The 25,276-nt window shown below is 48.9% G+C and carries 17 protein-coding genes; 7 read left to right on the top strand and 10 right to left on the bottom strand.

Going from position 1 to position 25,276, the window contains the following annotated elements:
* Positions 1 to 101 precede the first annotated feature (101 nt).
* Positions 102 to 959 carry a DUF1751 domain-containing protein gene (locus tag DXC51_RS16530; protein WP_025490032.1) on the bottom strand — a complete coding sequence of 286 codons (858 nt, stop codon included), beginning with the start codon at positions 957 to 959 and terminating at the stop codon, positions 102 to 104.
* Between the two features lie 727 nt (positions 960 to 1,686).
* Between DXC51_RS16530 and DXC51_RS16520 the strand changes: the two genes are divergently transcribed.
* Positions 1,687 to 5,931, top strand: coding sequence for a 2-hydroxyacyl-CoA dehydratase (locus tag DXC51_RS16520; RefSeq protein WP_021637469.1), 4,245 nt, complete (start codon positions 1,687 to 1,689; stop codon positions 5,929 to 5,931).
* Between the two features lie 102 nt (positions 5,932 to 6,033).
* Here the strand turns inward: DXC51_RS16520 and DXC51_RS16515 are convergent, their stop codons facing one another.
* From DXC51_RS16515 to DXC51_RS16490, 6 genes are all read right to left on the bottom strand, one after another.
* The gene (locus DXC51_RS16515; RefSeq protein ID WP_025490033.1) at positions 6,034 to 6,834 is read right to left on the bottom strand and encodes an ABC transporter ATP-binding protein; all 801 of its coding nucleotides are present in this window, start codon (positions 6,832 to 6,834) and stop codon (positions 6,034 to 6,036) included.
* Positions 6,835 to 6,848: 14 nt separating this feature from the next.
* On the bottom strand, positions 6,849 to 7,853 hold the full coding sequence (locus DXC51_RS16510) for a FecCD family ABC transporter permease (RefSeq protein ID WP_025490034.1): 1,005 nt from the start codon (positions 7,851 to 7,853) through the stop codon (positions 6,849 to 6,851).
* Entirely contained in the window at positions 7,846 to 8,829 is a 984-nt protein-coding gene (locus tag DXC51_RS16505; protein WP_242991443.1) for a FecCD family ABC transporter permease, read from the bottom strand. Before DXC51_RS16505 ends, DXC51_RS16510 begins: the two co-directional genes overlap by 8 nt.
* A 20-nt stretch (positions 8,830 to 8,849) precedes the next feature.
* Positions 8,850 to 9,959, bottom strand: coding sequence for an ABC transporter substrate-binding protein (locus DXC51_RS16500; protein ID WP_025490035.1), 1,110 nt, complete (start codon positions 9,957 to 9,959; stop codon positions 8,850 to 8,852).
* A gap of 302 nt (positions 9,960 to 10,261) precedes the next feature.
* Entirely contained in the window at positions 10,262 to 12,286 is a 2,025-nt protein-coding gene (locus tag DXC51_RS16495) for an FtsX-like permease family protein (RefSeq protein WP_025490036.1), read from the bottom strand.
* A gap of 3 nt (positions 12,287 to 12,289) precedes the next feature.
* Positions 12,290 to 13,054, bottom strand: coding sequence for an ABC transporter ATP-binding protein (locus tag DXC51_RS16490; RefSeq protein WP_035322538.1), 765 nt, complete (start codon positions 13,052 to 13,054; stop codon positions 12,290 to 12,292).
* A 408-nt stretch (positions 13,055 to 13,462) separates the two neighbouring features.
* On the opposite strand from DXC51_RS16490, the gene DXC51_RS16485 reads away from it, so the two are divergent.
* From DXC51_RS16485 to DXC51_RS16475, 3 genes are all read left to right on the top strand, one after another.
* Entirely contained in the window at positions 13,463 to 14,767 is a 1,305-nt protein-coding gene (locus DXC51_RS16485; protein ID WP_025490037.1) for an MFS transporter, read from the top strand.
* 234 nt (positions 14,768 to 15,001) lie between these two features.
* On the top strand, positions 15,002 to 16,861 hold the full coding sequence (locus tag DXC51_RS16480) for an ABC transporter ATP-binding protein (protein ID WP_044915495.1): 1,860 nt from the start codon (positions 15,002 to 15,004) through the stop codon (positions 16,859 to 16,861).
* Entirely contained in the window at positions 16,858 to 18,711 is a 1,854-nt protein-coding gene (locus tag DXC51_RS16475; protein ID WP_025490039.1) for an ABC transporter ATP-binding protein, read from the top strand. The genes DXC51_RS16480 and DXC51_RS16475 overlap by 4 nt, the downstream gene beginning before the upstream one ends.
* A 28-nt stretch (positions 18,712 to 18,739) precedes the next feature.
* On the opposite strand, the gene DXC51_RS16470 is transcribed toward DXC51_RS16475, so the two are convergent.
* The 3 genes from DXC51_RS16470 to DXC51_RS16460 form a co-directional block, all read right to left on the bottom strand.
* Entirely contained in the window at positions 18,740 to 19,870 is a 1,131-nt protein-coding gene (locus tag DXC51_RS16470; protein ID WP_049942379.1) for a methyltransferase domain-containing protein, read from the bottom strand.
* Between the two features lie 82 nt (positions 19,871 to 19,952).
* On the bottom strand, positions 19,953 to 20,726 hold the full coding sequence (locus DXC51_RS16465; protein ID WP_025490041.1) for an alpha/beta fold hydrolase: 774 nt from the start codon (positions 20,724 to 20,726) through the stop codon (positions 19,953 to 19,955).
* Between the two features lie 206 nt (positions 20,727 to 20,932).
* Positions 20,933 to 21,838 (bottom strand): RpnC/YadD family protein, encoded by a 906-nt coding sequence (locus DXC51_RS16460; RefSeq protein ID WP_117544954.1) that lies wholly within the window; start codon positions 21,836 to 21,838, stop codon positions 20,933 to 20,935.
* Positions 21,839 to 22,389: 551 nt separating this feature from the next.
* Between DXC51_RS16460 and DXC51_RS16450 the strand changes: the two genes are divergently transcribed.
* The 3 genes from DXC51_RS16450 (at position 22,390) to DXC51_RS16440 (ending at position 25,255) form a co-directional block, all read left to right on the top strand.
* Positions 22,390 to 23,568, top strand: a complete 1,179-nt coding sequence (locus DXC51_RS16450; RefSeq protein ID WP_117544952.1) for a winged helix DNA-binding domain-containing protein — start codon at positions 22,390 to 22,392, stop codon at positions 23,566 to 23,568.
* Between the two features lie 247 nt (positions 23,569 to 23,815).
* Positions 23,816 to 24,643 (top strand): dipicolinate synthase subunit DpsA, encoded by an 828-nt coding sequence (locus DXC51_RS16445; protein WP_035320534.1) that lies wholly within the window; start codon positions 23,816 to 23,818, stop codon positions 24,641 to 24,643.
* An 18-nt stretch (positions 24,644 to 24,661) separates the two neighbouring features.
* Positions 24,662 to 25,255, top strand: coding sequence for a dipicolinate synthase subunit B (locus tag DXC51_RS16440; RefSeq protein ID WP_021633806.1), 594 nt, complete (start codon positions 24,662 to 24,664; stop codon positions 25,253 to 25,255).
* Positions 25,256 to 25,276: the final 21 nt, after the last annotated feature.

The following is a 25,276-nucleotide window of genomic DNA, read 5'->3' as shown; positions in this document are numbered from 1 at the left end:
TCCTGCTTTGTTTTTTTGTTTCGGGCAGGCCTGCGCTGCTGCCCTTACCCGGCAAGCACCCGGCCCCACCTGGCAGTGCAGCTGCAGGCAGTTCCCCTGTCCTATTTTCCGGCCTCATGGGGAGGTCTTACGTGTTCGTGGGTATACAGATGGTACTGGCAATATTCATAATTACCGAAGCATTTGGAGCAGAAACGGAATTCCAGCGTGGGATCATCCTTTTCCGTTCGGCCGCAGATGGCGCATTTATGCTTGGTAATTCCTGCCGCCGACTGGGTTTGTTTTTTAAATTCATGTCTCCGTTTCATCTGTTTAGGGGACATATGGATATGGTTCCTGCTTGTCAGGAAAAATACCACAAAGTTAAGCAGTGAGGAACCGATTACCACCCAGGTCACCAGGCCGCCTGTCAGGCACTCAAATACAAGCATGGCTCCGTAAACAATGCCCAGCCATTTTACCTTGATAGGGATAATGAACATGAGCAGGACCTGCATATCGGGAAAAGTAGCCGCATATGCAAGGAAAATGGACATATTGATGTAATAGGTGCTGAAGGCGCCGAAATTAATTCTTATACCGACAATAAGGCAAAATATAAAAAGCAGAAAACTACCGATAATTGTAAAAAACATACCTAAAAACAAATATAAATTATAACGGTACGTTCCCCAGGTCCGCTCAAGCTGCGTCCCGATAGAATAATAGAATACCAGCATTATTGCCGTAAAAAAGAAATTAGATAAGCTGGGTGGAATAAGAATCCAGGTTATGAGCCGCCACACTTGTCCATGGAAAAAAATTTCAAAAGGATCAAGCGTCAGATAATTTAAAAAAAGAGGATTTATCCTTGCAATCAGATAACCTACCGCATAACATATAATTAAATACAAAGAGATGTTCGGAATGGCATACTTCCCGAATTTTCTTTCAAATTTGCTGGAAAAATTGCTTCCCATAATCAAACTCCTATCTGCGATTTACGCGATTCTTTTTAAGCTGCTTTCAAGCGTCCGCGCAGTATTCCGGCAAACCGTTAAACAGTGCGATTTTACCCAAAAACCAACTGTCCCACAAAAACCAACCGTACTGCAAGCGAATATATTCTATCATCTCACCCCGAAAATGTAAACGAATGCAGCTCCAATTTCATAAATGTTATAAAAACTTTAGAATTTCACAAGCCTGCATCTGCTCCTGCTGCAGCCTTTGGCATCCGCTTTTGCGTGGTCCCGCGGCGGGGATGTTTTTTCCGGTTCCTTTTCAGGCCATGGAGATGAGACCTAAAATTATGGAAGGCTTTCCTGACATAATTTTTGCCAGGGCTCATCGCAATGTCCGGCCTGGCTGGAACAGGAAAAAACATCCCCGCCGCGGGACCACGCAAAAGCAGACGCCAAAGGCTGCGGCAGGGGCAAATGCCCGGTTTACGAAACCGCCAAAATTTTTTTAACAACTTCCGCAGTTGCTTTTACGTCTTTGCTGTCGTATAATGTAGAATGTTGTTTTAAAATACATTTTAATAAGTAGAGAGACAACTGTTCAGCAGGTCAGTGCATTTACTGCTCTGACTGTAAGAAAATAATTCATGAGTGTCAAAATCCATCGCTGCAGGCGGTTTATGGCAGATTTTGGCAGTAACTGTGAAGTAACTGGACAGTTACGAAGAAAGGGCATTTTTAACATATGAGCAATTCTATTCATTACACTTTGGGAATCGATATCGGTTCCACAACTGTCAAAATTGCTATCCTGGATGAAGCCCATCATATACTTTTTTCCGATTATAAAAGGCATTTTGCCAATATTCAGGAGACACTGTCGGATTTACTAAAAGACAGTCTGTCCAGATTGGGAAATATAACGCTTCATCCTATGATTACCGGCTCCGGCGGGCTGACTCTGGCAAATCATCTCGGAGTACCGTTCGTTCAGGAGGTTATTTCCGTTTCCACAGCGCTTCAGGAGCTTGCGCCGCAGACCGATGTGGCGATTGAGTTGGGCGGCGAGGATGCCAAGATCATCTATTTTGAAAACGGGAATGTGGAACAGCGTATGAATGGTATCTGCGCCGGCGGCACCGGTTCTTTTATCGACCAGATGGCTTCCCTGCTTCAGACGGATGCGGCAGGCCTGAATGAATACGCCAAAAACTATAAATCCTTATATACCATAGCCGCCAGATGCGGTGTATTTGCCAAGTCCGACATCCAGCCTCTGATTAATGAAGGGGCTACCAAGGAAGACCTTTCGGCATCGATTTTCCAGGCGGTGGTGAATCAGACCATCAGCGGACTGGCCTGCGGGAAGCCTATCAGGGGGCATGTTGCTTTCCTGGGAGGCCCCCTTCATTTTCTTTCCGAACTGCAGATCGCCTTTGTCCGAACACTGAAGCTGGATGAGGAGCATACCATTAAAACGGATAATTCCCATCTGTTCGCTGCAATTGGATCAGCGCTGAACGCTAAGGAAGAAGTATATTTTACGCTGGAGGAGATGGTCCGGAAGCTGTCCGGAGGCATTAAAATGGAATTCGAGGTAGCCCGTATGGAGCCTCTTTTCTCTTCCGATGAGGAATACGAAGCCTTCCGCACCCGCCATGACAGCCATTGCGTAACGACGGCTTCGCTGGAGGATTATGCAGGCAACTGCTATCTGGGGATTGATGCGGGCAGCACCACCACCAAGGTGGCGCTTGTAGGCGAGGACGGCGCCCTTCTTTATTCCTTCTACAGCAATAATAACGGCAGTCCGCTGAAAACCGCCATAGGCGCCATACAGGACATTTATGCGCAGCTTCCCAAAGGGGCGAAGATTGTCCGTTCCTGCTCCACCGGATACGGGGAAGCCCTGATGAAGGCCGCTTTCCTGCTGGATGACGGGGAGGTGGAAACGGTGGCCCATTATCACGCCGCCGCCTTTTTTGACCCGCAGGTGGACTGTATTCTCGACATCGGCGGCCAGGATATGAAATGTATCAAAATCAAAAACGGCACGGTTGACAGCGTGCAGCTGAACGAGGCCTGCTCCTCCGGCTGCGGCTCCTTCATCGAAACCTTTGCAAAATCCCTGAACTACAGCGTGCAGGATTTCGCAAAAGCCGCCCTGTTTGCCAAACATCCCATTGACCTTGGCACACGCTGCACCGTTTTCATGAATTCCAAGGTAAAGCAGGCGCAGAAGGAGGGAGCCGAGGTTTCCGATATTTCCGCAGGCCTTGCCTATTCCGTTATCAAAAACGCCCTGTTTAAGGTAATCAAGGTATCCGACGCCTCTGAGCTTGGGAAACAGATCGTGGTCCAGGGCGGAACCTTTTATAATGACGCCGTTCTACGCAGTTTTGAAAAAATTGCGGGCTGCGAGGCCATCCGCCCCGATATTGCAGGAATTATGGGCGCGTTCGGCGCGGCTCTCATCGCCAGGGACAATTACAGCGCGGGCTACCAGACCACCATGCTGACAATCGATCAGATTAATTCCCTGGAATTTGAAACCAGCATGGCAAAATGTAAGGGCTGTACCAACCACTGCCGCCTTACCATTAACCGTTTTTCCGGCGGACGTCAGTACATATCCGGCAACCGCTGTGAGCGCGGCCTGGGAAAACCGAAGAATCCCAGCCAGGTGCCGAATCTGTTTGAGTATAAGCTGAAAAGGCTGTTCTCCTATGAACCGCTTTCCGCAGACAAGGCGCAGCGGGGACGCGTGGGTATTCCCCGGGTTCTGAACATGTATGAAAATTATCCGTTCTGGTATACGTTTTTTACCGAACTGAAATATCAGGTGGTGCTCTCTCCCAGCTCCACCCATAATATTTACGAGCTGGGCATCGAATCCATCCCCAGCGAGTCCGAATGCTATCCTGCAAAGCTGGCTCATGGGCATGTGTCCTGGCTGATTAAACAGGGTGTGGATTTTATCTTTTATCCCGCTCTTTTCTATGAAAGAAATGAAACGCCGGATGCAAGCAATCATTACAACTGCCCTATCGTCACCTCTTATTCTGAAAATATCAAGAATAATGTGGATGAAATCGGACGCGGGGAAGCGGTTCTGCGTAATCCTTTTATGGCCTTCAGCAATCTGGAGGTTGCCACACAGGCTCTGGAGAAAGAATTCAGCGAACTGCCTGCCGAAGAAATACGCCGCGCCGCGGCCAGGGGCTGGGCGGAGATGGAAGCCTCCAGAGAGGATATCAAGAAAAAAGGGGAAGAGGTGCTCTCCTATCTGGAGGAAACCGGAACACAGGGAATTGTGCTGGCAGGACGCCCCTACCATCTGGATCCGGAAATCAATCACGGCATTCCTGAACTGATCACCTCCTACGGCCTGGCCGTACTGACGGAGGATTCCGTTTCCCACCTCGGGCATCCGGAACGGCCGCTGATCGTCTCCGACCAGTGGATGTATCATTCCAGGCTTTATGCTGCCGCCGCCTTTGTGCGCACCAGGGACGATCTGAACCTGATTCAGCTCAATTCCTTCGGCTGCGGCCTGGATGCCGTTACCACGGATCAGGTAAACGATATCCTTTCCGGCTCTGGCAAGATTTATACCTGCCTGAAAATCGATGAGGTAAACAATCTGGGGGCAGCCAGGATCCGTGTCCGTTCCCTGCTGTCCGCCATCAAGGCCAAGGAAAAGAAGAAAGAGAAAAGGACCATCGCCTCCACCGCCCTGCACAGGGAAATTTTCACGGAGGAAATGCGTAAGGATTATACCATCCTTTGCCCGCAGATGTCCCCGATTCATTTTGAGCTGCTGGAAGCGGCGTTTAATGCCTGCGGATATCATGTGGAGGTGCTTCCCAACGATAACCGTCATGCCATTGACACCGGCCTGAAATATGTAAATAATGACGCCTGCTATCCATCCCTCCTGGTGGTGGGACAGATTATGGACGCGCTGCTTTCCGGAAAATATGACCTGAATAAGGTGGCTGTGGTAATGTCCCAGACCGGAGGCGGCTGCCGTGCCACCAACTATGTGGGCTTTATCCGCCGGGCGCTTGCCAGGGCGGGCATGGAGCAGGTGCCGGTGATTTCCGTCAACATGGCGGGACTGGAAAGCAACCCCGGCTTCAAGCTGAATCTGGATATTCTGCTTCGCGCCGTCTATGCCGCAGTTTTCGGAGATATTTTCATGCGCTGCGTATACCGGATGCGTCCTTATGAAAAGGAAGCGGGAAGCGTTAATGCCTGTCATCGGAAATGGGTGGATAAATGCAAAGCCTTTGTGACTGCAAAGCATCCCGGATTCCATACCTTTTTCAGGATGTGCCGTGAAATCGTGGAGGATTTCGATGCGATTCCCATAACCGATGAGAAAAAGCCGAAGGTAGGCATTGTCGGCGAGATTCTCGTAAAATTTGCACCGGCAGCCAATAACCATCTGGTAGAGCTTCTGGAATCAGAGGGCGCGGAGGCTGTGGTCCCGGATCTGCTGGATTTCATGTTCTACTGCTTCTACAATCAGCTTTATAAGGCGGAGCATCTGGGAACCAGCAAAAAATCCGCATTCATGGCAAAGCTTGGAATCAAGGGCATGGAATGGGTGCGTTCCTCCGCAGCAAAAGCTTTTGAGAAATCGGAGCATTTCCACGCGCCTGCAAAAATCTCTGATATTGCTTCCTATGCGGAGCCCATTGTTTCCATCGGCAACCAGACCGGCGAAGGATGGTTTCTGACCGGAGAGATGGTGGAACTGATTAAGTCCGGCACCAATAACATAGTATGTACTCAGCCTTTCGGCTGTCTTCCCAACCACGTGGTCGGTAAAGGCGTTATCAAAGAGCTGCGCAAACGGTATCCAAAATCCAATGTGGTGGCTATCGACTATGATCCCGGCGCCAGCGAGGTCAATCAGCTGAACCGGATCAAACTGATGCTGTCCACTGCGCAGAAGAATCTTCAGAAGGAACAGGAAGCATAGCAATATAGCAAAAACACTGCGATCCCATCCGGAGTTCAGCTCCGTTTTGGGACGCAGTGTTTTTTAGTTGGCGGAAAGACTTTTATTCTTTTGCTCTTCGCCTTATGACACTTCCTCTTCCTGCAGCTCATAGGTGATACAAAGCGGCTTTCCGGTCCAGGGATCCTGTCCGATACAGGCCTTCAGAGAAAAAACCTCCTCCAGTACCTGCGGGGTCATAACCTCCTCCGGGGTGCCTTCATGAAGTATTTTCCCGGAGCGCATGGCAATGAGCCGGTGGGAAAAACGGGCTGCCAGATTCAGGTCATGAATGACGAGCGCAATTGTTTTTTTCCGGAGCCGGTTCAGCTTTTCAAGGAGCCGGAGCACCTCAAGCTGATGGGCCATATCCAGATAGGTGGTGGGCTCGTCCAGAAGGATAACCTGGGTGTCCTGTGCCAGCGCCATGGCTATCCATGCCCTTTGGCGCTGGCCTCCGGAGAGCGCGTCAATATTTTTCCCGGCGAGTTCCTCCATATGGGTGATGTGCAGAGCCCAGCGGATGGCTTCCCGGTCCTCCCTGTCAAGCCTTCCGAAGCCTTTTTGATGGGGATATCTCCCGTAGGATACCAGTTCTTCCACTGTCAGCCCCGCAGGAGCCTGAGGTCCCTGGGGGAGAATTGCCATCTGCTTTGCCACCTCGGCCGTGGGCATTTGCGCAATCATCCTGCCGTCCAGCAGCACCTGGCCTGACCGGATGGGAAGCGTCCGGGAAAGCGCTTTAAGAAGCGTGGATTTTCCGCAGCCGTTTGGGCCGATAATGGATGTAATGCATTCTTTTTCAATTTTTACATCCATCGGCGGGATAATCATATTTTGCTGGTAGGCCACAGAGATCTCCCTGCCTGCGAGCACAGCGTCCATAGTAATCTCCTCCTTCAGGTTTTTATGCAAAGGTATAAGAAATAGGGGGCGCCAATGACCGCCGCCACAATGCCCACCGGAATTTCATCCGGCGACAGAAGTGTACGGGATATAATATCCGAAAAGGTCATCAGCACGGCGCCGGTAAGTGCTGCCGCCGGAAGCAGCAGCCGGTAATTGGAGCCTGTCAGGCGACGGGCCAGATGGGGACAGACAAGGCCCACAAAACTGAAGCCGCCACCCACCGCGCAGCACAGGCTGGACATGGCGACGGCAGCGCCCAGAAGAAGCACCGACTGCCGGGAAACACCCACGCCCAGGCCTGTGGCGGTCTGATGCCCCAGAGCCAGCACATTCAGCGTTCTGCTTTTATAAAATACAAAAACCAGCAGAATCAGCAGCCCCGTGGAAAGGATGCGTATATTGGGCCAGTCGGCGCCCCAGAGGCTGCCTGCAAGCCAGTTCTGCACGAAGGCATACTCGCTGTCGGACATCCGCAGCATCAGCATCGTGGTCACGCTGGACAGTACGGTGGACATGGCTATTCCTGTAAGGAGAAGCCTTCCCGGGGACAGGCCCCTGCGGGTGAGCGCCAGGCGGTAGCCACACAGGGCAGCTGCCAGGGAGCCCGCAAAAGCGAGCAGAGGAAGAATTAAGGGAAGGCTTAAGCCTGTCCCGGGAAAAAACACGATAAAGGCGGCTACAAAAAGTCCGGCCCCTGCATTGATTCCCAGAATGCCAGGTTCTGCCATCTCATTCCGGGAAACACCCTGAATTACACAGCCCGAAACAGACAGGCCGGCCCCTGCCAGAAGGCTGGCAAGGACACGCGGAAGCCGAAGCTGCAGCAGCGTAAAACGCACCCCCTTCTCTCCTTTTCCCCACAGGATATTCCAGATCTCCTCCGGGCTGATATGTCTGTAGCCTGCATTGATATCCACCCAGATTCCCAGGATAAGAAGCGCCGCCAATATGGCAAGCACGATGCAGGCACGCATTTTTTTCCGGGAGTCAGTCAAAGCCTTTGTCCTCCTTTCTTGCGATCCAGATGAAAAACGGCACCCCGATAAGCGAAAAAATCAGACCAATGGGCGTTTCGGCAGGCGCATTGATGGTACGGGAAATAATATCTGCAGTGAGCATAAAGAAAGCGCCCGCCGCCATGGAACAGGGAATGACCGCCCGATAATCCGCTCCTGTAAAAAAGCGGACCACATGGGGAACCAGCAGACCTACGAAGGCAACCGGCCCGGTAAGGGCCACGGCGCCGCCCGCAAGCAGCAGAACAGTAAGAAGACAAAGGAAACGGGAACGCTCCACTTCCAGCCCCAGGCCTTTCGCGGCATCCTCTCCCAGGCTGAGCATGGAAACACGCCCCGACAGCAGGACTGCTGCCACCAGGCCGGAAACAATGACCGGGCCTGCCAGCAGAAGCTGCCGGGAGCGGATGCCTGCCGCACCGCCGGCGGTCCAAAAGGTAAGATCATAACCGATTTGAAAGAAAATGGAGACCGCCTGACTGAGTGAGGACAGAAAAATACTGACAGCGCTGCCTGCCAGTACCAGCCTTACAGGCTCCAGCTTACGATGTCTCATGCTCATCAGCCCATAGACAGCAAGCATGGAAACCGACGCGCCCAGAAAGGAAAAGATAACCACCCCTGTAAAACCAAGTCCGGGTAAAAAGGCAAGGCAGAGCGCCAGCGCAAAAGAGGCTCCCGCATTGATGCCCAGCAGTCCTGAATCCGCAAGAGGATTCCTAGTTACCCCCTGCATGAGAGAACCCGCTGCGGAAAAGGCGGCGCCGGCCAGGATACAGCCCAGCGTACGGGGAATACGCAGTTCCCGGACTACGATATGCCGCTGATCCGCAGCATCCGGCCGGATGACGGCGTTTACCACCTGCCCGAAAGTGATCTCCATGCTTCCATAAAGCACGGAAAGAGCTGCGGCCAGAAAGACCGCAGCGCCGACCGCAAGCAGAAACAAGGTCATCCTTTTTTGTCCGCCCGCACTCATTCCTTTTCACCAACGCTACGGAAAAAGTCAACAAAAATATCCAGCTGGGCATTCAGGGTAATCGGATCCCTGTGCATAAAAGCGACCTGTTCATAAGCAAGCACACGACCTGCCTTAACAGCGTCAAGACTGTTCCAGAGCCGGGATTCCTCCACAAAGGAGCTGTCCGTATCCTCCAGGACGCCGTACAGGATAAAATCTCCCGTATACTCTGGCAACGCTTCCAGAGATACCACCTTATAAGGGGTATCGGCATCTACCATTTCCGCCTGTACTGCCGAAGGGGCCTTCAGTTTCCATATATCATACAGAATGGAACCTCCTCTTGCAAAATGACTGCCCATGGTATAGATCTGCTGCGGCCATACCTCCACAATAGAAACGGTACGATTTCCCACAATTTCCCGGATTTCTTCCCCGGCCGCCTCCGCTCTTTTCCTGAAATCAGCAATATATGCTTCCGCTTCCTTCTCTTTTCCCACAAGACCTGCGATGTAGTAAAACAGCTCCTCATCACTGCGGCTGCCATCCTGAATATATACCGTTGGTGCGATTGCGGCATATTTTTCATAATCTGCTTCGGTAATTGTGACGATCAAATCAGGCTCCTTGGCAACAATCATTTCCAGGGAGGTCTCCGCGCTCACCGTATTCAGTTCCTGAATGCCTTCCACCATGCCTTTCAGGAACGGATTAGACAGGGAGTAAGGGGATGCTATTACCGGTTTTACATTCACAGCCAGGAATTCTCCCAGATAGTAATCCGAAACGATCACCTGCGGATTAACGGGAATTTCCACCGGTCCCTTGTCTGTTTGCACCGTACGCATTCCTTCCTCCGGCATTTCCGTCAGGTCCTCTTCACCATCTGCGGAAGCCTCTCCGGCTGTTATGGAATCCCCGGCTGCTATAGTATCTCCGGCTGCTGTGGCGTTCCCGGCTGTTTTAGAATTCCCCGCCGCAGTTTCTGCGGTCTCCTGCTTTCCGCTTTCCACGCGGGCAGCTTCTGTTTCCGGAGCAGCGGCTTTCAAACCGCATGCTCCCAACAGCGCCGAAAAAGCCAAAAATACACATACAGAAAGCAGTCTTGCTCTCATCTTCTTCATAACTCTCCTTTCCTGCCATCCGGTATACCGGCAATTCAATCAATATTAGTTTCAATCAACTAACTCTTGTTAGATATGCTAGCACAAATGTGTATGCATGACAACTCATTTCAGGTATACGGATGCTTGTAATATTTACCAGCCTTTTGGAAAATTGCCATAAAAATTGCTGTGAAATAAGAATTGACCACAGGACATGCCTCCTGTGGGGCAGTCCGGAAAGAAACATAACTGAAAACCGAAGGGACACGTCTGTGCCCCTTCGGTTATAAAGAAGGCTCTAAGAGACAGCCATCTGCCGCCTAACCCTGGACAATTTTAAAGTATGTGCGCGCTGTCAGCCGGTAAACAAGCAGATAGGCCAGCGCAAAAACAAGAACGGAAAGCACGGTAAATAAAGCGAACATTTTTATATTGGTCATACTGAATACCGTAAGCATCTTGCAAAGCTGCGGGAATGCCACCGCAATGTGTATCACAGCCATTCCCAGAGGCAGGAAGAAAACAAGAAGCACCTGGCGGGTGATGGTTTTCTTTACTTCAGCGGCGCTCATCCCCACCTTTTCCATAATTTGGAACCGTTCCCTGTCATCGAAGCCTTCCGTAATCTGCTTATAATAGATAATCAGCACAGTGGCAATGAGGAACAATACGATGAAAAATACGCCGACAAAAAGGATGCTGCCGTACAGCTCATAAAAATCCGCCCTCTGCTCACTGCGCACATAAGTCCTGTAAACGCCGGGCACAGCGCCGTGTATGCTGCTTTCCAGCTGTCGGACGGCTTCCTTGCTCCCTTCCAGATCAAAAAAGCAGTTAAATTCCACAGAGGTTGGAAATCTGCCGTTCTGTGCCTGCGCATTGCTCGCCGCCGCCAGCCTGCTCAGATCTTCCAGGCCTGGGACAACAAATATACTGAGATTCACAGGCGTGGCAAAGCCCATAAACATTGTAACGTCAAACTCCCAAAGCCGCCCGGCCAGACTGTATTTTTCTCCGCAGATATCCGCAAATCCGTTCATTTCCGGTCCTGTTGTATAATAGAAGACCTCTCTTTCCCCGAGAGAAAGGCTTTTGCCAAATAAACGGTTGTAATCCTCCAGCGTCATGGCATAGACCATGTTCGTTTTTCCCTCATTATTAAAGGCGGTGGTAAACTGGCCGTCCGCATAGGAAGCGCCAAAGGATATCTGGTAAAAATCCATCTGATTTTCCAGTGTACAGCCGGCAGAGGCTGCCAGTTCCTTTACCTTTTCCCTGATGGAAACGGCCAGTTGTACGGCCGAGGCAGTATCCTGCGGGGAATAGTCCGGCACGTCCGCATACATATTGACATCCCGGGGAAACTGGTTTTTCAGCATATCCTCCTCTCCGGCATAGAGGCTTAAACAGCTGGACAGCGTTACCAGTACGGCTGTTGACAGAACACAGATACTTGCCAGTCCCGCGGCGTTCTGTTTCATCCGGTAAATCATCCCGGAAACAGAAACAAAATTCTCCGGTTTGTAATAAAAACGTCTGTTTTTTCGAAGCGTTTTCAACAGGGCGATACTCCCTGCCTGAAACAGGCAGTAGGTTCCGATAATGACGAGAAGCACCGCAGGAAAAAAGGCAAACAGCGCATCTGAAGCCGTCTGGGTGGCAAGGGCCTTCGCATAGCCAATCCCCAGGGCTGCCGCTCCTGCAAGTGCGACAGCCCATCTGGTTTTAGGCTCCTTCTCTCCTTCCCGGCTGCTTCTAAGCAGGTCTATGGGATTGGTTCTTGTCACGCTTACAATGTCATAAAGCAGGACAAAAAAGAAACAGACCAGATAAATCAGGAAGGTTTCAGCCACCGCATTCAGCGGGATCCGGAAGATTAGCTTTCCGGGCAGCCCCACGAATTTCAGAAGAAGAAGGAACATTGCCTGACTGAAAAGCATGCCTCCTGCAATTCCCACGGATACGCTCAGAAGCATGCTGAAAAGTACCTCCCAGAAAAGGACGAAGGCAAGATGTTTTTTCTCCATGCCCAAAATACAGAACAGGCCGAATTCACGTTTGCGGCGCTTTATGATAAAGCTGTTAATATAAAACAGGATGATAAACACGAAAAGAATGCATATCATAAAGCTGATCCTGACCAGCATATACATGATATCTCCACCCTCCATGCCGCTGTCCGCCACCATGATGCCAACGGAGTTCAGGACATAAAGAAGCCCCGCCATCAAGCTGCCTGCACACAGATAGGGAAAATAAATGCTTTTGTTCTTTTTCATATTGGTTCCTGCCAGACGGGGATAAAAAAGGAGATTATGCAGGGAAGAAAACTGTGGTATATTCATCTGTCAGTCCTCCCCTCTGCCTGTGGCAAGAACCGTCAGGGTATCCGATATCTTCTGGTACATCTCCTCATTGCTGCAGTTCCCACGGTACAGCTGATGGAAAATAACGCCGTCTTTGATGAAAAGGACCCTTCCTGCATGACTGGCCGCCCGTGTACTGTGCGTCACCATAAAAACGGTCTGGCCGCTTTTATTCACGTCTTCAAAAATACGGAGCAGACTGTCCGCTGCCCTGGAATCCAGGGCGCCCGTAGGTTCGTCCGCAAGCAGGATCTGCGGCTGCGTAATGAGCGCTCTGGCAACTGCCGCCCGCTGCTTCTGTCCTCCTGAAACCTCATAGGGGAACTTATCCAGCAGCTCTTTAATCTCCAGCCTGTCCGCCAGTGGTTTCAGTCTCTCTTCCATTTCTCCGTATTCCTTTCTGGCAAGAACCAGGGGCAGGAAAATATTGTCCCGCAGAGAAAAGGTATCCAGCAGGTTGAAATCCTGGAACACAAAGCCCAGGTTATCCCTGCGGTAGGCAGCCATCCGGCTGTCCGGCACCGCCGCCATATCCCGGCCGTTTAACAGAACCTTGCCTCCGGTGGGCTTATCCAGTGCGGCAAGGATATTGAGCAGCGTGGTTTTTCCTGAACCGGATTCGCCCATGATTGCCACATATTCCCCTTCCTCTACGGAAAACTCCACATCGGCCAGCGCCTCCACCTTTGCGCCGCCAAACCTTGTGGTATATACTTTTTTCAAATGCTTTACTTCCAGCAGTGACATTTTTTTCATTCCTCCATTCTGCCTTACACCAGTGCGCTTTTTGTATGTTTCGTGCTTATTATAAGACAGGCAGAGGAAACAATCCATCGAATGGGCTTACATTTTCTGAGTGAAGGTTGCATTTTTGTAAGGTTAGTGTGAAACCTTTCATCAACCAGCCATACGCTGTTTTGATAAATACCATTTTGCTGATCACTATTCAGATAACAACAATCGACAGATACATTTATCCATGGTATACTTTATATAAAAATTATATGAAGAGGTGCTTTATGTTTTCTTCCATTGCTTTAGCTCCATGCAGAGTCTGATTCCGGACGGAAACTGCATGGAGCGGTAGCGTAAAACTGACGTCCGAATCAGGCTTTGCATTCACATTCCATATAACTTGTGAAGGAGAGCAAAGCCATGAAAATAAAAAATAAGTATTCAGGGCTCCGGGATTTTTTCATTCTCTGGAGTTCACAGGCCGTGTCGGAACTGGGCACGGCAATGACCAATTTCGCGCTCATTATCTGGGTCTACAGCCAGGAAGGAACAGCTTCCAGTATAACCTTCCTGACGCTATGTTCTTTCCTGCCGACGATACTTTTCCGTTTTATAGCCGGAGCGATTGCAGATCGCTGGAATAAAAAGCGGATTATGCTGCTTGCAGATCTGATGGCCGCCTGCGGTACGCTGACAGTTTTAATATTGTATTCGTTATCCGCATTGCAGGTATGGCATTTATACGTCATCAATTTTCTGCTCAGTTTTATGAACGCGTTTCAAAGCCCGGCATCTTATGTGGCGACAAGCCTGCTTGTGCCTAAGGAACATTATTTAAAGGTGAGCGGCTTGCAGTCCTTTTCCGGTTCCGTAATTACAATTCTGGCTCCAGCGCTCGGCAGTTCCCTGCTTGCCTTCGGCGGCATGCCGATAGTTTTGGCAGTTGATCTTGCCAGCTTCGCAGTGGCGTTTGTCACATTGCTGATTTTTATCAAAATTCCGGATATAATTCACAATACGGAAGAAACGCCGGGTCCTTTTCTGAAAAGCTGTATGTCAGGAATCAATTATCTGCGGGAACATAGGGCGCTTTTGCGCATTATATTGTTTTTTTCTGTGGTTAACTTTTTAGCGAAAGCAGGCAATGACGGCATGATGTCCGCCTTCATTCTTGGCAGGACAGGCGGCCGCCAGAAAGCGCTTGGCATGGCGGAAGCCGCTGTTTCGCTTGGCGTTCTCGCCGGCAGCGTTGTTGTTACATTTGTAAAGCCGCCGAAAAACAAAACAAAGGTTATATTTATCAGCTGCATTTTTACATTTCTTTTGGGAGATGTAATGCTGAGCCTGACCCCTTCATTGCCCTATTGGGTAGTTTCCGCTTTTGTTTCCTATGTGCCGGTTGCGGTTCTGGGGGCTAACCTGAATACGGTTATGCGTGTTCATGTGCCGCTCGAAATGCAGGGCCGTGTTTTTTCCGCCAGGGATACCCTTCAGAACATCACAATCCCTTTAGGGCTGTTCCTCGGCGGTATTTGGGCTGATCATGTTTTTGAACCATTTATGAGCAGGCCATCAGCCATTCAGCATGCCTTGGCATTATTTTTCGGGGCGGGGAAAGGGTCCGGTATCGCGGTTATGTTCTTTATTGTCGGGATTATTGGATTTATTTTGAGTATTGCTGCTTTAAGGAATCCACTGTATCAGAGTCTGAATGACAGTGAGTGATTGACAGCTGCACAACAGCCAAACAGTCAATGTAATAACGGGAAACAGGGAGCAGCGGTATATTCCGCTGCTTCCCGTTTGTTCCGTACCAATTCTGTCGGCGGCATAACAAACCTGGCATGGCGCTATAACCATTCGTGCTGTAAATCATGCCATTCGTGCAGAAATGACGTATTCCAGGCCTTTTCTGATAAGCTTACAGATGATAAGCTTACAGGCAGGAGGAAAGAAAAAATGGAACATGAACCGTCCTCTGGAAAACAGGCGCAGGCAATTTACAAACACTACTCTGTTTTCCAGAATATCCTGTACTGCATAAAAAATACATATATCTGTTATCCGCCGCTTTTATTCTGGTGTCTGCTTCTCATGCTGACCAGGGTGGCTCTGCCGGTGCTTTCCACTTTTCTGCCCAAGGCGGTAATTGATGCGGTGACAGAAGGAAAAGGTATCCTTGAGACTGCGATGATAACACTTTATTTTACCATCAGTATTGCGGCAATCAACGGTCTGCAGGGCTTCGGGAAGAAATGTGTCTATTGGCATAAATACAAAATGAATACCTATTATCTGCGAAAGGCGGCGGATAAAGGGCTGACCACCGACTACTGCAATCAGGAAAATGATGAATTCCGCAAGCTGCAGAGCGAGAGCCATGAATACTGCCATGGGAATTTTTCTGAGATGACCGAAGTATATGATGCAGGCGTTTCCATGCTCTCTAATCTCCTTGGATTTACGGTATATCTGGGCATTCTGGCAAGGCTCAAACTGCTTATTGTCCTTTTTCTGGCAGCCACCACGCTTGTAAGTTTCTTTTTGGATAAACAGATTCTCAAATGGGCGGAGGCCCACAGCAGGGAAAAAGTGGGGTATCGGCAGAAAACCCAGTATATTACCCGTATATCCGGAGATTATGCTTCAGCTAAGGATATCCGGATATACGACATGAGCAAATGGATGAATCAGGTTTATCAACAGAATTTAAAAGGGTTATCCGGATATTTTCACCGTTACACGAAAAAGGTGTTCGGCGTATCCGCTGCTGATAACGGATTAGCCTTACTCCGGGAAGGCGCGGCATATGCCTATTTGTTGGCACTGGTTTTTGGCGGTCAGATCAGCGTTGCTGATTTTGTGCTTTATTTTAGTGCGATCACTGGTTTCTCAGTCTGGCTTTCCGGCATTCTCGGCCAGGCGTCCAATATCTCCCGCCTCAGCATGGCCGTCAGCCATTTTCGCAGCTTCCTCTCCTTTCCCGAACAGTTCCAACGGGAAGGCGGAGTTGAAACCGACGCATTATTGGCTTTTCCCAAAGTCATTGAGTTAAAAAATGTCTGCTATCGCTATCCTGGCGCCAAAGCCGATACTTTACTGGATATTAACCTTAAAATCAATCCTGCCGAACACCTGGCTGTAGTAGGTTTAAATGGGGCAGGCAAAACCACGCTTGTAAAATTGATCTGCGGCCTGATCGATCCGACTGCAGGTACGGTATTATATGACGGTACAGATGTGCGGGCATACAACCGAACCGCTTATTACAGGCTTTTTTCGGCAGTGTTCCAGCAATTTTCAATTCTGCCCGCAACAATCGAAGAAATTGCAGGCGAGAGCGCACCCGGGCAAGTCGATCCGGAAGCTGCAGAAAATTGCCTGATCCAAGCAGGATTGTGGGATAAAATCCAGGAACTCCCCAATGGAATCAAAAGCACATACAGCAGGGGCATCCAGGATGACGGTATTGAATTTTCCGGAGGTGAGCTGCAGAAATTATTGCTTGCAAGAGCCCTTTACAAAAATGCGCCTGAAATGGTGCTGGACGAACCCACGGCTGCCCTTGACCCGATTTCTGAAAGCAGGCTGTATGAAACTTACCATAAAGTGATGGAAAACCACTCCACCGTCTTTATTTCACATCGTTTAGCCTCCACCCGCTTCTGCAGCCGGATTCTTTTAATGGATGGCGGGCGTATTGCTGAAGAAGGGACCCACGAACAGCTGCTTTCCCAAAAAGGAAAGTATTACGAACTGTTTGAAACGCAGGCAAAATATTACAGAGAACATCCCGCAGGAAAGGAGGCGGAGGAATGAATAAATCAACCCTCAGAGAACGGGTTTCTGTCACCGTACGCGGATATGATATTCTAAAGGAGTATTGTCCGGGCCTTGCCTCCGGCAAAGCAGCGTCTGCGCTGATAACCGCTCTTCAGCCTTTCGTCTCCCTCTGGTTCTCAGCGCAGATTATTAATGAACTTACCGGGCAACGGCGGGTAAATCTGCTGTTCTTTTACGTCTGTATTGTGCTGCTTTGCAATCTTGTAATATCAATGCTGCGCAGTGTGTTAGATCGCATTACCAGTGAGAAGCAGGCGCAAATGTGGGATTTTTTCCAGAAAGTATTCACTGACAAACAACTGTCTATGGACTATGTGGATTTGGAAAATGCAGAAATTCTGCAGCAGCGCAAAAAGGCGGAAGAAAATCTGTTTATGTTTGGCAACGGTCTTGGGCAGCTGGTATGGGGAACGGAAGGGCTGATCCGTACAGCCGTTAATATTATTGTTTCAATTTGCATGTCAGTAACTTTGTTTACCAGGAAAACCGGATATGGCTTATTGGATTCCCCGTTTTGTATTTTTGCCATTCTGCTATGTATCCTGTTCGGCGGATGGTGCAGCTCCCGGGCCGCTGTTAAGGAAAATAATGCGTTTGAAAAATGGAGTAAGGAAAACGTCTCGTTCTACAGAGCCTTTGACTTTTTTGGCTGTGATTTATGCATGAAACCGGAATATGCTAAAGATGTGCGCATTTATGAGCAGAATCACGCCGCAGACCGAGCGTTTGAGAAAATGCAGCTGCATGACAGGGAACAAAATCATCTGATTCACCAAATGTGCTGTCCTGAGGCCTGGGGCGGTTTCCTTGCCAGTCTCAGCAATGCCGTCTGCTATCTGTTTGTGGTAGCCAAAGCGGCCATGGGCGCTTTCGGTGTGGGCAGCATCGTTCAGTATGTGGGCGTGCTCACACGTCTGGGTGAGGGGCTGCAGGAAGCAATGTTTATGTATACGGACAACGCTGTGTGCTGTTCTCATCTGCAGGGACTGTATGCTTTTCTTGATATTCCCAATAAGAAATATCAGGGCACCCTTCCCATTGAAAAGCGTGCATTATGCGACTGCAACGATAATGATTATGAAATTGAATTTTGTGACGTATCGTTCAAATATCCTGGTTCCGATGCTTATGCCCTGCGGCATATCAGCCTGAAATTCCGCGTTGGAGAACGGCTTGCCGTCGTCGGAATGAACGGTTCAGGAAAGACCACCTTCATAAAACTTCTCTGCCGCCTGTATGACCCGACAGAAGGAAAAATTCTGCTCAATGGCATTGATATCCAGAAGTACAATTATGAGGAATACATGGGCATCTTTTCAGTGGTATTTCAGGACTTTAAGCTTTTTTCATTTTCACTGGGACAGAATATTGCAGCAAATGCTGATTACGACAAAGCCCGGGTGGAATATTGCCTGAAAAAAGCAGGCTTCGGAGAAAGACTTGCCCAGATGCCAAATGGAACTGATACCTGCCTTTATAAGGATTTCAGTGAAAACGGCGTGGAAATTTCCGGCGGCGAAGCGCAGAAAATTGCTCTCGCCCGGGCACTTTATAAAGATGCTCCTTTTATCGTTCTCGACGAGCCAACCTCTGCTCTCGACCCGGTTGCCGAGGCAGAGGTTTACAGCAAATTCAATGAGATTGTAGGGCAAAAAACCGCTATTTACATCAGCCACCGCCTTTCCTCCTGCCGGTTCTGCGATGAAATCATCGTTTTTGATCACGGTCTGATTATCCAGAGGGGCAGCCATAACAACCTGGTTGCTGACGTAAAAGGCAAATATGCTGAATTATGGCGCGCTCAGGCGCAGTATTATGAAAAGTGATTTGCGGCTTCATAAACAGAGTCAGCGACTATTTCAGGGATTCGATAACATATTCTGACATCCACTGCAGTATCTCATTTTCAAAGGGAAAGACTTCACCCGCCGGTGCCGGAAGTTCATCGTAAATCTTTACTGCCCCGCTTTCTTTATAACCGGAATCATGGCATTCTTTCAGCCACTCATTGATATCATATATTTTTTTATAGCCCTTTAAGTGATAGCTTTCATCAAGTCCGTTCATTAAGCGGATCCATTTCCGGGAGTTTTCGCTTTGATAATCATTGACTATGCTCATATTATAGACAGCATGTCCACCAGGCTTGAGAACCCTGTATGCTTCCCGGAAGCCCTCCGCCATTTTGGCCTGCATACTTTCAAAGCCTCCATTGGAAAAAATCAAATCGATACTGTTATCAGCGACAGGGAGCTTTGAACAATCGCAGGCAAGATAGACCATATCAACATATGGATTTTTCCATTCGTCGGAATAGAAAACCCGATTCCATTTCAGGATTCTGTGGCTTACATCAGTCATGATAATTGTTACCGGCCAATGTATGCGTTCTATCATGTATTTTATGCCCTTTCCGGTACCGCAGGCTATGTCAAGAATTGTCCGCGGACGGAGTTTTTCTATTTTTTCCCACATAACTTCTCTATATGTCGGATTACCCTGCTGATACCGAGGATTTCCTGGATGGTGCTGTTCTATCAAATAGTGTTCGTAATTTGGAAGAAATAAAGACCAGAGTTCTCCGTCTATTTCCCGGCTTCCAAAATGGACAACGCCATCCACGAAATCATACTTATGTCCATTCTTGCAGGTAAAGTTTAGTTTATCCTGCTTATGGGGAACATTCATTTTCAGTTCAGTCCGGCATTGCGGACAGATAAGAAATTGACCTGCAAATGCGGTTCCCCGATCTATACCATCGGGAATGCCAGTGAATAAATCCCCTTCCAGTATGGCGTTTATGGAAGTCCGGCCGATCCAGGAAATAGTAAGCAGTATTTCGATATCAGGCAATGCAAGACCATTCTCCCATTTTGATACCGCCTGGGCGCTGACATTCAGTTTCTGTGCAAACTGAGACTGAGAATACCCAAGTTCTTTACGCAATAAAGCAATCCTGTGTCCTGCAGCATTTTTATCAATCATCGTATTTCCCCTCCTTATGCTTATTATTTTAGCTGTTATTCTGTGTGTGGGCAATGGAAGGCAAATTCAATTTTGGGCAGTTTTAGCAACCTGCAGTTGAGTCTGTACAAACACCAGAGCCAAGTTCCCGCAGAAAATCAAGCGCCCTTTCATTTACCTCTTTGGCATGCTCCATAACAAAATGGGGGCCGTGTCCGCAATTTGGTACTTCAAAGGTTTCTGCACGCGGGCATTTTTCTTTCAGCTGTCTGCAGGAACCAAAAGGATCACTGTCACCATTTATGAAGAATAAGGGACAGGATAATGCGTTCCACTCTTCTTCCGTAAGATTTGGATGCTGCCGCCAGTCAAGGACAGTCTGTTCCATGAAGGTCTCCCAGTTTCCTCTGTGAGCCTCAAAATGCCGTGCTGTCATGTCACGTATCATTCTGGTGTCATTCCTTTTTATAATACTTTCGGGCAGGAAATCCTCAGAGCCTTCAGGATTCGGCTCTGTCCCGGCCCCGATTGCGATAAGGCTTCGGACTTTTTCAGGATATTTGGATGCCATATACATGCCCACGGTGGTTCCAAAGCTGTAGGCAAACAGATGGGCACTCGGAATTTCCAGAGCATCTAAAAAACCTGCCATATCATCGGCAATCTTGCGGGAATCCCATTCCAGGCTTTCGCATTTCGTGCGTCCATGTCCGCGGAAATCCGGAAACAGGCAGCGGTATTCCCCCTGAAACGGCTGTATCTGTGCACCAAAGGCCAGCAGGCTGCGGCTGAAATGGCTGTGTAAAAACAGTATCGGTTCGCCGCAGCCCATGTCTTCGTAGTACATATTAAGATCTTTAAAGTTCATATATGGCATTTATTTTCCCCCTCCTTGTAATCCGAACATATATTCGTATATCAGTTAAGTATACTATCATAAGCAGAAGGAGTCAATCAGTAAAATTAGTCCAAGCCAATACTCTCCATTCATACAAAAAAGTCACCATGGTTTGCCATATTGACAACAGGTCCCATGATGACTTTTATCTTGTTTCCTATAATATCCTCAGCTATTCAGGTTCTTCACCAATAATGCCGTACCTTTTCCTGTGCCTCCTGTTCGCTGATGCCAAGACGGAGTTTTAGTCTTGCTACAGTCTGCTCAAAACTGACCCCCAATTCCTTACAGGTTTCTACCATTCCTTGTTCTATTCCTTGTTCTATTCCCTGCTTTATCCCCTGAGCAATTCCATCTTCTTTACCGTTCTTATACTCGCTTGCGCGGATTTTTCTCATTTCCTCTTCTTCATTATACTCAAAGATTGACACTGCTATCACCTCCGCTCTCTGTGACGACAGGAAATCTGCCAGAATCCCTTCCCTGATACATTCCGTCACTGCCCGTTCAACCGCTTCCTCAATCCGCATTCTCTTTGCATATTTTCTGACCCGGTCCACATACTGGCTGTATTCCCTCAATGTCCGGCATTTCTCCATCAGCTCTTTATTGTGTCCGAAATTGATATTCAGCATGAGCACCTTCAGTTCCAGCTCCGGTTCTGACGTCTCTTTTTCAAAAGCATCCGACAGCCGCAGGATCTGCCTTTCCGGCTGCCCGTCCGTGCCGTTGTAAAATACCACGAACCGTGGCACCGGAATTTTCACCAGCGTGGAAGAATATATGGTCTCATCCCGCGTATATTTTTCCAGCTGCTTGGCAATGTACACCAAATCCCGCAGCGGCATATTGGGATTATACGAACCCTGGTGCTCGTACAGATTCATCTCGGAATCCAGCAGGAATGAGATGTCATTCTTAAAATTCATATAAATTGCATTTTCCAGGGTACAGATTGTCAGGTCCTCCGGGCTGTTATACGCGGAATCATTGAGTGCATTATACAACTCCAATAGTTCCTTCTTTTCCCGAAAAAGCATCCGGAAAACCGTATCCTTCTGATTTCTTACTACGTGCAGTTTTTCTGCCATAAGCTGCTCCTTTCTGTTGTGCGCGGAGCAGCCTTCCCAATCAGCCGCTCCTGCTTTCTTTGTTGGATAGTAAGCATAGAGTTTCTGAATTGAGAATGAAAATTAGACGGCACATGTGGCCAAGATTCGTTAGAAATTTATGCTTGCGTTTATTTTATCACTATTTTTACGTAGATTCAACCTTTTCTGAAAGCACAAGAAAATGTTTAACAGGATGATATTTTTCCCCTTATAACTATAGTTTCCCCTGCTGCTGTATCTTTTCAAAACCCCAATTATAGTACATTGCCATCGGACCATTGAAAGCAAGCGGGGAGCGGGTTTCGGAAAGCTGCGGATAGACTTCGATATATTCAAAGCCTTATGCTTCAGCATCCTTGCAGACCCGCCTCAGAAGCGCTTGCGTAATCCACCTGCCACGATACTCCGGCGCTGTCTCAAAGCAGATATACATTTTGATTTTTTCTTTGTCATGGTCAAAAAGCAGAGGTATAATAACATCATAATAAAAAACAGTTAATACAGCTTCCCGCAGGACGAAAGGAACCCCTATGACAGAACTGAACCTGGAACAGATAAGAAATTTCCGGCTCCATTCCCATCATCTGGATGCATTTTATACAAAGGAAGACCTCATCGCAGCCGCAGGCGCCTGCGGTATGCAGAACAGTCCGCCCGGAGCCTGGGAAACCGCGCTGTACAACAGAATTCCTTCCTGCAGCCAGGAGGATATGAACCATTTTTTGTACCAGGAACGGTGTCTGCTGCAGGCATGGAGCCTGCGGGGCGCGCCTGTTGTATTCCCGGAGGAAGAAAGCGATGTCTTTTTATCTGCGCTTATTCCGCAGGAGGATGAGCCATGGATTTATACGCATGGAATTTCCCTGGCGCTGGATTTTCTGCAGATGTCCTTTGAAGAACTGCTCCCAATGCTGAAGCAGGTAATGCCCAGGCTTAACGGCAAGACAATCGTGACCAAAAGCGCTTTGGATCAGACGCTGGCCGAATGGATGCTGCCGCTGCTTCCCGAAGAAAAGAAGACGCTGTGGAACCATCCGTCCATGTACGGCAGCCCGGACAAACAGACGGTGGGCGGCGCGGTGGTGTCATTCCTGCTGCGCCCCTGCGCATTCGACGGACTGGTGGTGTTCGGGGCGCGGGAAGGAATCAGCCCCACCTTTACTTCTTATAATGCCTGGACAGGCCATCCGCTGGGAAACCAGGGAGAAGGGGCAAAGAAGCTGGTGCGGAAATTCCTGCACTGCTATGGACCGGCAACGCCAGCCTCTTTCGAAGGTTGGCTGGGCTGCTCGGGGAAACAGGCCCGCCGCATGTGGAAAGCTGTGTCTGAGGAGATGGAGCCTGTCAAAGCAGTGGGTAAGAATGCCTGGATTCTTTCCGAAGACAAAGCCTGCCTTATGTCCCCGAAACCGCTGCAAAGGGAATTGCTCCTTCTTGGCGGCCATGACCCGTATCTTGACCAGCGTGACAGAAGCCTTTTGCAGCCGGATAAATCCCTGCATAAACAGATCTGGAAAATGGTGGCGAATCCGGGAACTGTTGTTTACCGGGGAGAAATCATTGGAATCTGGACAAGTACAAAGAAGAGCAGGGGAATGGAGATGAAAATAACCCTGTGGAACGGTTTTCAGGATAAGGAAAAAATTTCTGTACTTGCTGAAGAATATGCAGATTTCCGGCAGCAGAAGCTGATCGGTATTGAATTTTAACAGGATTTTTGGGAAAAAGCGATGCGGAAACGGTATCGCTTTTTTTCTATATAAAGTGGAAGTATAAAAGAAAAGCGTTGGTGGGAATTGTTTCTTTTTTGCAGGCGTTTTCTGCCGTATTACAGCAGATTCTGTTCCGGGGCATTTTCCAAACACGCTTTCCTGACAGGCACAACAGCGGATAGGCGGCATACAATTTTATGAGACAGTAAGTCGATTTATGACACCTGCAGTCAGGAGGGCAACTATGGCGGAATACGATATTGCGGTTATCGGAGGAGACAGACGTACGGCTTTTATGATACCGTTTTTTCAGGAAAATGGATATAGAGTCATCAGCTTTGGAATTCAGGAAACGGATAAGGAAAACGCGGATGGCCGGGCGCATTCTTTGAAGGAGGCGCTGGACGGTGCGGATGTGATTGTGGGAGGGATTCCCCTGGAAAAAGAAGGGGTTCTGGAAATCCGGGAGCTGTCGCGGCTGATCCGTAAAAAACATACTATTTTCGGGGGTGTCATTCCGGAATCGTTCCGGCAGGAATGCAGTGAAAGGGATATTCTCTGCTGTGATTTTATGCTGGTGGAAAGCATTGCCGTGTTCAATGCGGTTGCAACAGCGGAAGGCGCGGTGCTGGAAGCATTGCGGCATAAGGATACCAATATACACAAAAGCGAAAGCCTTGTCATCGGTTATGGCAGATGCGGAAAAATACTGAGCGATAAGCTGAAAGGCCTTTCTGCCTGCGTTACGGTATGCAGCAACAGTCAGACCGAGCTTGCGGTGGCGGATGCCTATGGCCTTCGGACACTGCCTCTGGAACAGCTTGAAAGCAAGGCGGGAGAGTTTGAATACATCTACAATACGGCCCCGGCCCTGCTTTTAACGGAGAAGCTGCTTGAAAAAATAAGAGAAGATGCGTTAATTATAGACATTGCATCAGGAAGCGGCGGCGTGGATTATAAGGCGGCCGAACGTCTTAATATAACAGCCCTGCGCTGTCCGGGCCTGCCCGGCAAATATGCCGGCAGGACTTCCGCGAAGTGCCTTACGGACTATGTATTGAGACATCTGTGAAAGGAGCGTATTTTAACGATGGATTTAAAAGGTAAAAAAATAGGAGTTGCACTGACCGGCTCCTTTTGTACGTTTGAGAAGATATTTAAGGAAATGGAAAAACTGGCACAGCTGGGGGCGGATATTTACCCTCTTTTTTCCAATGCTTCCCAGAGCATAGAGAACAGATTCGGGAAGCCGGAGGAGTTCATGGAACGGGCGGCCAAAATCGCGGGAAGGGAGCCGATATGCTCCATTGAGGCAGCTGAGCCGATAGGCCCCAAGGGTTATCTGGATATTATGGCGATTCTGCCGTGCACTGGCAATACTGCCGCCAAACTGGCAAACGGGATTACGGACACACCGGTTCTGATGGGGGCCAAGGCGCATCTGAGAAATAACAAGCCTCTTTTGATCTTCATTTCCACCAATGACGGCCTGGGGATGAATATGAAAAACATAGGACTTCTTCTGAATACCAAAAATATTTATTTTGTGCCCTTTGGCCAGGATAATCCGGAGAAAAAGCCGAATTCCCTCGTAGCCCACGCAGACAGACTCATACCGGCGCTGATGCAGGCCCTTGACCATAAGCAGATACAGCCTTTACTGGTGGATTACGGGGAAACGTAAAGGCCATGAGCCGCTGCGATG

The organism is Eisenbergiella massiliensis (genome assembly GCF_003435485.1).
The sequence above is the reverse complement of the archived record's forward strand: the minus strand, read 5'-3'. Positions and strand labels throughout refer to the sequence as shown.

What these genes read in the sequence shown, in the direction of transcription:
- DXC51_RS16530 (WP_025490032.1), bottom strand. Translation starts at nt 959, where the DNA reads ATGGGAAGCAATTTTTCCAGCAAATTTGAAAGAAAATTCGGGAAGTAT.
- DXC51_RS16465 (WP_025490041.1), bottom strand. Translation starts at nt 20,726, where the DNA reads ATGCCATATATGAACTTTAAAGATCTTAATATGTACTACGAAGACATG.
- DXC51_RS16500 (WP_025490035.1), bottom strand. Translation starts at nt 9,959, where the DNA reads ATGAAGAAGATGAGAGCAAGACTGCTTTCTGTATGTGTATTTTTGGCT.
- DXC51_RS16485 (WP_025490037.1), top strand. Translation starts at nt 13,463, where the DNA reads ATGAAAATAAAAAATAAGTATTCAGGGCTCCGGGATTTTTTCATTCTC.
- DXC51_RS16520 (WP_021637469.1), top strand. Translation starts at nt 1,687, where the DNA reads ATGAGCAATTCTATTCATTACACTTTGGGAATCGATATCGGTTCCACA.
- DXC51_RS16475 (WP_025490039.1), top strand. Translation starts at nt 16,858, where the DNA reads ATGAATAAATCAACCCTCAGAGAACGGGTTTCTGTCACCGTACGCGGA.
- DXC51_RS16460 (WP_117544954.1), bottom strand. Translation starts at nt 21,838, where the DNA reads ATGGCAGAAAAACTGCACGTAGTAAGAAATCAGAAGGATACGGTTTTC.
- DXC51_RS16495 (WP_025490036.1), bottom strand. Translation starts at nt 12,286, where the DNA reads ATGAATATACCACAGTTTTCTTCCCTGCATAATCTCCTTTTTTATCCC.
- DXC51_RS16490 (WP_035322538.1), bottom strand. Translation starts at nt 13,054, where the DNA reads ATGTCACTGCTGGAAGTAAAGCATTTGAAAAAAGTATATACCACAAGG.
- DXC51_RS16505 (WP_242991443.1), bottom strand. Translation starts at nt 8,829, where the DNA reads ATGACCTTGTTTCTGCTTGCGGTCGGCGCTGCGGTCTTTCTGGCCGCA.
- DXC51_RS16480 (WP_044915495.1), top strand. Translation starts at nt 15,002, where the DNA reads ATGGAACATGAACCGTCCTCTGGAAAACAGGCGCAGGCAATTTACAAA.
- DXC51_RS16470 (WP_049942379.1), bottom strand. Translation starts at nt 19,870, where the DNA reads ATGATTGATAAAAATGCTGCAGGACACAGGATTGCTTTATTGCGTAAA.
- DXC51_RS16450 (WP_117544952.1), top strand. Translation starts at nt 22,390, where the DNA reads ATGACAGAACTGAACCTGGAACAGATAAGAAATTTCCGGCTCCATTCC.
- DXC51_RS16445 (WP_035320534.1), top strand. Translation starts at nt 23,816, where the DNA reads ATGGCGGAATACGATATTGCGGTTATCGGAGGAGACAGACGTACGGCT.
- DXC51_RS16440 (WP_021633806.1), top strand. Translation starts at nt 24,662, where the DNA reads ATGGATTTAAAAGGTAAAAAAATAGGAGTTGCACTGACCGGCTCCTTT.
- DXC51_RS16515 (WP_025490033.1), bottom strand. Translation starts at nt 6,834, where the DNA reads ATGGACGCTGTGCTCGCAGGCAGGGAGATCTCTGTGGCCTACCAGCAA.